The organism is Rubellimicrobium mesophilum DSM 19309 (assembly GCF_000600335.2).
GTDB lineage: Bacteria > Pseudomonadota > Alphaproteobacteria > Rhodobacterales > Rhodobacteraceae > Rubellimicrobium > Rubellimicrobium mesophilum.
The window spans coordinates 1-7,059 of record NZ_KK088643.1 but is presented as its reverse complement, the minus strand read 5'-3'; the positions used below and the strand labels follow the sequence as shown (position 1 = coordinate 7,059).

Below are 7,059 nucleotides of genomic sequence, written 5' to 3'. Positions count from 1 at the left end.
AGGCGCGCTCCGCCCGCCGCCGGGGCGCCGCCGGGGCGCCGCCGGTCCGGCCGCCCCTCGGCCAACGGCTGGGGTTTCGCCTGGCGCTGCTCCTCGCGGTCGCGCTCCTGCCCCTGGGGGTGATCTCGCTCTTCCAGGCCAGCGCCTCGCTGTCCACCGCGCGCGAGAGCCGGGCGGCGGTGCTGGCCGGCGAGACCCTGAGGATCACCGCGCCCGAGATCGGCCTCGTCCGGGAGGCTCAGGGCGCCGCGGCCGCGCTGGCGCAGTCGATCGCGCCGCTGGCCGGCGACGACGCCGCCTGCGTCGCGGCCGTCACCGCCTTCAACCGGGAACTCCCGCAGGCCTCCATCGTGGCCTTCGTGCCCGATGACGGAGTGATGACCTGCGGCTCGGGCGGGCGGAGCTTCGACTACCGCGACACGTCGCTCTTCCGGGAGATCATGTCCGACCTCCGCCCCAAGGTCGTGGTGCAGGCGCGGGGACCCGTGTCGGGCGTGTCGGTCGTCCTGGTCGTGCATCCCGTCCTGGCCGCGGACGGCCAAGGAAGCCTGGGCTATGTCGCGATCGCCCTCCCCCATGCGGCGCTGGGCGCCGCGAACTCCGCCCCCGGGCCGTATTCGGACGACTTCCCTGACCCGGACTTCGTGACCTTCAACGGCGAGGGCACCGTGCTCACGACCTCGCGCGGCTATGGCCACGAGGCCGAGCTCCTGCCGGCCGGCATCGACCTGGCGGATCTGGCGGCGCGGGACGTGACCGGGCTGAGCGGCACCACCGCCGCCGGGGAGGAGCGTCTCTACTCGCTGGTTCCGCTGATCCCGGGGCAGCTCTATGCCCTGGGCTCGGTCCCGCGCGCGAGGCGGCGGGCTTCGGGCCGCTCGCCTTCTTCACGGCCCTTCCTCCTCGTCGTCCTGATGTGGGCCGGCAGCTTCGTCGTGGCCTGGCTCGCGGCCGAGCGCATCGTCACGCGCTACATCCGCCGCCTGAGCCGCGCCATCCGCGCCTTCGCCTCCGGCAGCCGGATGGTGAGCGGCCTCGACATGGCCGGCGCGTCCGCCGAGCTGCGCGAGGTGGGGCAGGCCTTCCTGAGGATGACCGACACGATCCTCCACGACGAGGCCGAGCTGGAGGACACCGTCCATCAGCGCGAGGTGCTGCTGCGCGAGGTCCACCACCGGGTCAAGAACAACCTCCAGCTCATCGCCTCGATCATGAACATGCAGATGCGCCGGGCCCGCTCGCCCGAGACCAAGGCGCTGATGCGGGGCCTCCAGGACCGGGTGATGAGCCTCGCCACCGTCCACAAGGAGCTCTACCAGACCTCCGGCCTGACCGATGTCCGGGCGGACGAGCTCCTGGGCGACATCACCCGGCAGATCATGAGCATGGCCTCGGCGCCCGGGCGGACCTTCCGGATCGAGACCGGGTTCGCGCCGATTCCCCTCACGCCCGACCAGGCGGTGCCGCTGTCGCTCCTGCTGACCGAGGGGCTGACCAATGCCGTCAAGTATGCCGAGCCGGCCCCGGGCGAGGCCGCGCCCTGGCTCGGCCTGAGCTTCGCGGCGCTCGACGGCGGGCGGGCCGAGCTGACGATCGCCAACACCGCCGGGACCATCCCTGTGGAGGCCCCCGCCGCCGAGGGGACGGGGCTCGGCCGCCAACTGGTCACCGCCTTCGCGAGCCAGCTCGGTGGCGAGGTGAGGACCGAGGTCGGGGATGGCCGCTTCATCCTGCGCGTGGCCTTCGTTCTGGCCGCCGTGCGCGGCTACGGGGCGCCCCTCCAGGGTTGACCCGGCAGGGTGGGGCCGAGGGCCGGCTCCCTCGAACGGAAAAGGCCCGGGCCGAAGCCCGGGCCTTCGCTCCGTCAGGGATGGGCCTCAGCCGATCACCGGATCGCCCGGGCCGGTCATGCCGGTGGAGCCGCCCGTGCCGCTGCTGGCGGACCGGATCTCGTCCGAGGCGCGTTCCTGGACGCGCTGCGCGGCCTGCGAGGCCTTGTCGCGGGCGGTGTCGGCCACGGCCTCCACGGTCTCCCGCGCGGCGGCCTTGACCTCCTGGCCCAGCGACCCGGCGATCTGCATGGCCCGGCTGCGTTCCTCGCGCAGCATCCGCGAGGCGTCGCCCATGAGCCGGTCGCGCTCGGCGCCGAAGGTGCGGTTCTCCACCTCGGTCCCCGGGAGCGCCGCGCCCACGGCCGCGCCCAGGGCGAAGGCCACAGCGCCCGCGACCAGCGGGTGCTCCTCGAGGGCGCGGCCCGGGTCGCGGATCACGTCGCGCCCGGTCTGCTCGGCTTGGAGCATCGCCTGGTAGGCCCGCTCGCGCGCCGCGATGATGCGGTCGCGCGACTCGGGCGGCAGGTTGTCGAGGCCCGAGGCGAAGCGTCCGCGCAGGTCGCTGGTGAAGTTCGAGATAACCGAGGCGCGCTCGGCCGCGAAGTCGCGCGCGCCGCTCGCCCCGGAGGAGACGCCGCTGCGGAAGCTGTCGTAGTAGGACTTGGCCTCGCGCTCGATCCGGTGCAGCGCGTCCATGGCGCGGGCACGCAGGCCATGCGCCTCGCGGGACCAGGCATGGTCGTCGTCGTTGTCCGAGGCGACGTAGCCCACCCGGCCGTAGTCCGAGGAGGACGAGGAGGACCCGGTGCCCGACGAGGCCGCCCAGGCGGCGTCGTCGCTGCGCAGCTCGCCCGCGTAGCCCGAGGACTGGCTGGACGAGCGGGAGGAGGACGAGCCGGTGATGCGCGGGCCCAGGAACATCCAGGCGATCCCCGCGCCCACCAGGGCGGCGGCCACCGGGTTGGTGCGCACCGCGTGGTCGAGCGTGGTGGTGGCGGAGCCCGCGCGGCTCCTCAGCATCCCCAGCGCTTCCTTGGCGAGGTTGTCCACGGAGACGCGGTCCGACAGCGTGTCCAGCGTGCTGGCCAGCGCCGCGCGCTCGAGCTCGAGGTCGGCCTCGATGTCGCGAGGGTCAGTGCTAGTGGTTGCCATTTGTGACGTTCTCCTTGATCGCTTGTGCGTCGGCCTGCACGTTGCGCACGGTGCGGCTGGGCGCGAGGTTTTCGGGTTTCAGCGCGTTGAGGCCCCGCATGGCGAGGATCGCGGCCACGACGAGGATGACCACCCGACGATGAGCGCGGCCCAGCCGGCGCCCAGGCCGGTCTCGGCCAGGGCGGCGACCAGCGCGGCGGCCAGGACGTTGAGCGCGACCAGCACCAGGACCACGGCCCCGACGAGGAGGCCGACGCCCAGGCCGGCGTTGCGGATGTTCTGGGCCACCTCCGCCTTGGCGAGCGCGACCTCCCCCCGCACGAGGCGGGTGAGCTGGTTGATCGCGTCGCTCAGGAGCGAGCCGGTCGGTCGGGGATCGGCGTCGAAGCTCATGGCCGTCTACCTGTCATAGCCGGTGCCGGTGCCGTCCGACGTGGAGTTCGCCGTGGCGCCGCCCGTGGTGCCGGACCGGGTGCCGCCGCCCAGGCCGTCATCGGCGATGGAGCCGGCCTCGTCGCCGTCGTCGTCATGCGTGCTCATGCCGCTGGTGCTGACCTGGCCCGCCATGCCGCGCCCCGAGCCGTAGGAGCCGCCGCCCGTGCCGTAGGAGCCGCTGCCCGTCGCGGAGCTGCCCGAGCCGAAGGACGAGGTCCCCATGTCGCCCGTTCCCATGGAGGAGCTGGACATCCCGCCCATCCCGGTCGAACCGCCATAGGATCGGTCGCCGTAGGACGAGCCGCCGTAGGACTGGTCGCCGTAGGACCCGCCGTATTGGCCGGACGAGGACGACGAGGAGGAGCGGGCGAAGCGCGCCAGGGCGAAGCCGGCCAGGGCCGCCGCCGCCACGAAGGCGCCGGGATTGCGGCGCGCGAAGTCGCTCGCGTCGCCCAGGAGCTGGTTGAAGTTCCGGCCGCGCAACTGGTTGGACAGGTCGGTCACGGCATCGGCGGCGGCCGCCATGAGGCGGGCCTGGACCGAGTCGTCGCCGCCGTCCAGGGCGCTCCGCAGCGATTGGGCGAGGCGCTCGCCGGTGTCGGCCAGGGCGTCCTTGGCCGTCTCGGCCTGGGCGGTCGCCTGCGACTTGGCCGCCTCGGTGATGCGGGGCATGGCGTCCCGCGCCGCGGACTTCGCCTGGTCGAGGGCGTCGCGTCCGGCGTCGGCGAGGCCGCTCGTCACCGAGGAGCCTTGAGAGGTCGCGTCGCTCATGTTGCTGTCGGTCATCGGGGTCTCCTTCTAGGGTGTCGGCCCGGCTTCCTGGGCGCCGGCCCCTCGGGTCATGGCGGGGAGGCGGCGACGGGTGGCGCCGGTCGCCGGCCCAGGTCTCTCGGGATCGCAAGGTCGTGACGGGGGCCAAACGCGCGTCCGGGCCCACGGTTCCCCAACGTGGCTTGGCCGGGAAGCGGAGCGAAGCCGTGGTGTCAGCGGCGCCAGTGGCGGCGCGGATCGAAGCGGCTGCCGGGCTCGGGGGGGCGCGGATCCATCGTCGCGAAGGGCCGGGCGCGGTCGTGCACCTCGTCCCAGTCAGGATCCTGGCGCTTGATCTCGTGCTCGATCCGCTGGGCCAGGGCCGCGGCCCCGAACCCCGCGAGCGCCAGCGCGACGAGGACGGCCGTCCAGCCGTAGAGGCCGAGCGTGAAGGCCGCCGTGAGGAACGGTCCTCCGATCGCCGTGCCCGCGAGCATGGCGAGGACCCAGGTGAGCGGGTTCATGATCTCTCCTCCGGGGATCGGCCCCCGAGGCGTCAGGCGCGGCGATCGCCCCGGCGCGGCCCGCGTCCATCGTCCCGGCGGACCGGGATCGGCAGGAGTGCGGGCTGCCGCTCGAGGGGGGCGAGGAGTTCGGCCAGTCGGGCCAGAAGGGACGCGGCGAGGTTGAGCACGTAAGCCTCCAAGGGCCAAGGGGGAAAGCCGTCAGGGACGGTCTGTTCTAGGAACGCCAGGGAACGTGCTGGGTTCCGGCCGGACACCGTTCCCCCGCGGCTTAGCGCCGCGGCGTCACCCGGCCTGGACGCGGCCGTCGCGGGCCTCCTGCGCCTTGAGGTCGTGCTGGAGCCTCGCGGCCCCGCCCGCCTCGATGGCGGCGTTCAGGCAGCCGCCCAGGAGCACGACGTAGGCTGACAGGTAGAACCACATCAGCAGCGCCACGGCGGCCCCGAGCGAGCCGTAGACCTCGTTGTAGTGGGCGAAGTTGTGAAGATAGACGCCGAAGGCCACCGACATGACCATCCACAGGACGGTGGCCACGATGGCCCCGGGCGTGATCCACTTGGGCCGCCGCCCGCGCCGGTTGGGGCCGAAGCGGTAGACGATGCCCAGCGTCACCATGATGACGCCGATGGCGACGATCCAGCGCGTGATCTCGGCGGCGGCGGTGGCCCAGGGGCCGAGCGGCAGGATGGCGATCACCAGGGGCGCGATCACGACGGACGCGATGGCCACCAGGGTGAGGCCGCAGAGCGTGAGGGTGACGCCGATGTCGGCCATGTAGCGCCGCCAGATGTTCTGGCGGTGGCCGATGTCGTAGGCGGCGTTGAGCCCACGGATCAGCGCCGAGACCCCCGCGCGCGCCGACCAGAGCGCCACCACCAGCGACACCAGCGTCGCCGTGCCCAGCCCGCCGCTGCTGCCGGCGTTGATGATCCCCGTCACCTGGTTCGCGATGACGTCCGAGACCTCGGGCGGGACCACGTCGTCCGCGAGGTCGATGAGCGAGTTGATCTGCCCCGGATCGGCGAACCAGCTCCAGAGCAGGACGATGGCGGCGAGCGCGGGGAACAGCGACAGCATCGCGAAGAACCCCACCCCGGCCGCGATCAGGCTGAGGTTGAGCCGGTCCATCACGTCCCAGATGTACCAGAAGGCGGCCAGGGCGCGCTTCACGGGCCCCGCTCTCCGGTCAGAGGCCGCGCGCGGCGGCCCTCGGCCCGAAGAGGAGCCAGGCGAGGAAGCCCAGGACGGGCAGGATCAGGATGACCAGGACCCAGATCACCTTGGTCCCCGTAGCCGCGGTCGAGTTCACGACCGACACGATCGCCCAGATGTCGAGGGCCAGGACGATCAGCCCGAAGATGCCCGTGTAGCCTCTCATGTCGGTTCCTTCCCTGCGGTGGGCCAGGCGCTGCCCTTGCGGCAACGCGCCCCGTGATCGGGGGTTCCAGGCGCCTGGCCTGGCACGATCCGGGCACAAAAAGAGGGCCCGCGCAAGGCGGGCCCTCCGGTCAAGCCCCGAGCCGGAGCTTACTGGCTCGGCTCTTCGTAGGTCGGCATCGCCTTGAGTTCGTCCTCGGTCTGCGAGACGTAGACGCGGATCTCGTCGCCGCCCTCCTGCTTCAGGATGTCGACCGAGTCCATCGGCAGGGCCACCGGCTTCTCGCCGATGCCCAGGAACCCGCCCACGTCGATCACGAGATCCTGGACCTGCCCGTCCGCGTTGAGGACGATCTCGCCCACCTCGCCCACGCGCTCGTCGTCCGAGCCGTAGACCGCCGCGCCCTGCAGGCGGTCGGCGGTGAAGTCCTCAGCGCCGGCGGGGACATAGCCCTCGCGGGTGATCGGCGTGCGGGTGGTGGCCGAGGTCTGCTCGGTGTCGGTCACGGCCGCGCCGGCGGCTGCGCCCGCGGCGGCTCCGGCGGCGGCCTCGTCGGTCGCGGCCGTCTGGTCGGTGCCGGTCGTGTCGGTCGCGGCGGCGGCGGTCTGGTCGGCCTCCGTCTCGGTCTCGGTGGTCGCGGTGCCCTCGGCCATGGCCTCGGCCTGGTCGGAGGCCTCGTCAGCCGCCTCGGCATTGTTCTCGGCGGTCTGCTCGGCCGCTTCCTCGGCGTTGTCCTGGGCGGTGTCGGCCGCCTCGGCCTGATCCTCCTGGGTGTCGGTCATGCCGACCTGGTTCGCCTCCTCGGCGACCTCCTCGCCCGCGTCGGCGGCCTCGTCGGCCACTTCGTTGCCGGCCTGGGCCACTTCCTCGCCAGTCTCCTCGACGGCGTTCTCTGTGCCCTCGGCGGCGGTGCCGGCGGCATCGGCCACCGCGTTTCCGGCGTCGTCGGCGGCTTGGCCGGTGGCCTGCGCTGCGTCACCCGCCGTGT

At 73.0% G+C, this 7,059-nt stretch carries 9 protein-coding genes; 1 reads left to right on the top strand and 8 read right to left on the bottom strand.

Features of this window, described 5'->3' with window-relative positions; translation table 11 throughout:
• Positions 1-1,790 (top strand): sensor histidine kinase (locus RUMESO_RS23535; protein ID WP_051521649.1); only part of this gene is annotated, 1,790 nt, incomplete at its 5' end.
• Between the two features lie 87 nt (positions 1,791-1,877).
• Here the strand turns inward: RUMESO_RS23535 and RUMESO_RS23530 are convergent.
• The 8 genes from RUMESO_RS23530 to RUMESO_RS23500 form a co-directional block, all read right to left on the bottom strand.
• Positions 1,878-2,984, bottom strand: coding sequence for a DUF3618 domain-containing protein (locus RUMESO_RS23530; RefSeq protein ID WP_037284666.1), 1,107 nt, complete (start codon positions 2,982-2,984; stop codon positions 1,878-1,880).
• Between the two features lie 78 nt (positions 2,985-3,062).
• A complete protein-coding gene (locus RUMESO_RS23525; protein ID WP_342670816.1) occupies positions 3,063-3,377 on the bottom strand; it encodes a phage holin family protein in 315 nt (104 codons plus the stop codon).
• Positions 3,378-3,383: 6 nt separating this feature from the next.
• A complete protein-coding gene (locus tag RUMESO_RS23520; RefSeq protein ID WP_051521648.1) occupies positions 3,384-4,205 on the bottom strand; it encodes a hypothetical protein in 822 nt (273 codons plus the stop codon).
• Positions 4,206-4,402: 197 nt separating this feature from the next.
• Positions 4,403-4,693, bottom strand: coding sequence for a hypothetical protein (locus RUMESO_RS23515; RefSeq protein WP_037284663.1), 291 nt, complete (start codon positions 4,691-4,693; stop codon positions 4,403-4,405).
• Between the two features lie 32 nt (positions 4,694-4,725).
• Entirely contained in the window at positions 4,726-4,863 is a 138-nt protein-coding gene (locus RUMESO_RS25540; RefSeq protein WP_156363087.1) for a hypothetical protein, read from the bottom strand.
• Between the two features lie 115 nt (positions 4,864-4,978).
• Entirely contained in the window at positions 4,979-5,863 is an 885-nt protein-coding gene (locus RUMESO_RS23510) for a YihY/virulence factor BrkB family protein (RefSeq protein WP_037284660.1), read from the bottom strand.
• A gap of 16 nt (positions 5,864-5,879) precedes the next feature.
• Positions 5,880-6,071 (bottom strand): PLDc N-terminal domain-containing protein, encoded by a 192-nt coding sequence (locus RUMESO_RS23505; RefSeq protein ID WP_037284657.1) that lies wholly within the window; start codon positions 6,069-6,071, stop codon positions 5,880-5,882.
• 149 nt (positions 6,072-6,220) lie between these two features.
• Positions 6,221-7,059 (bottom strand): PRC-barrel domain-containing protein (locus RUMESO_RS23500; RefSeq protein WP_211262989.1); only part of this gene is annotated, 839 nt, incomplete at its 5' end.

What these genes read in the sequence shown, in the direction of transcription:
- RUMESO_RS23530 (WP_037284666.1), bottom strand. Translation starts at nt 2,984, where the DNA reads ATGGCAACCACTAGCACTGACCCTCGCGACATCGAGGCCGACCTCGAG.
- RUMESO_RS23525 (WP_342670816.1), bottom strand. Translation starts at nt 3,377, where the DNA reads ATGAGCTTCGACGCCGATCCCCGACCGACCGGCTCGCTCCTGAGCGAC.
- RUMESO_RS23520 (WP_051521648.1), bottom strand. Translation starts at nt 4,205, where the DNA reads ATGACCGACAGCAACATGAGCGACGCGACCTCTCAAGGCTCCTCGGTG.
- RUMESO_RS23515 (WP_037284663.1), bottom strand. Translation starts at nt 4,693, where the DNA reads ATGAACCCGCTCACCTGGGTCCTCGCCATGCTCGCGGGCACGGCGATC.
- RUMESO_RS23505 (WP_037284657.1), bottom strand. Translation starts at nt 6,071, where the DNA reads ATGAGAGGCTACACGGGCATCTTCGGGCTGATCGTCCTGGCCCTCGAC.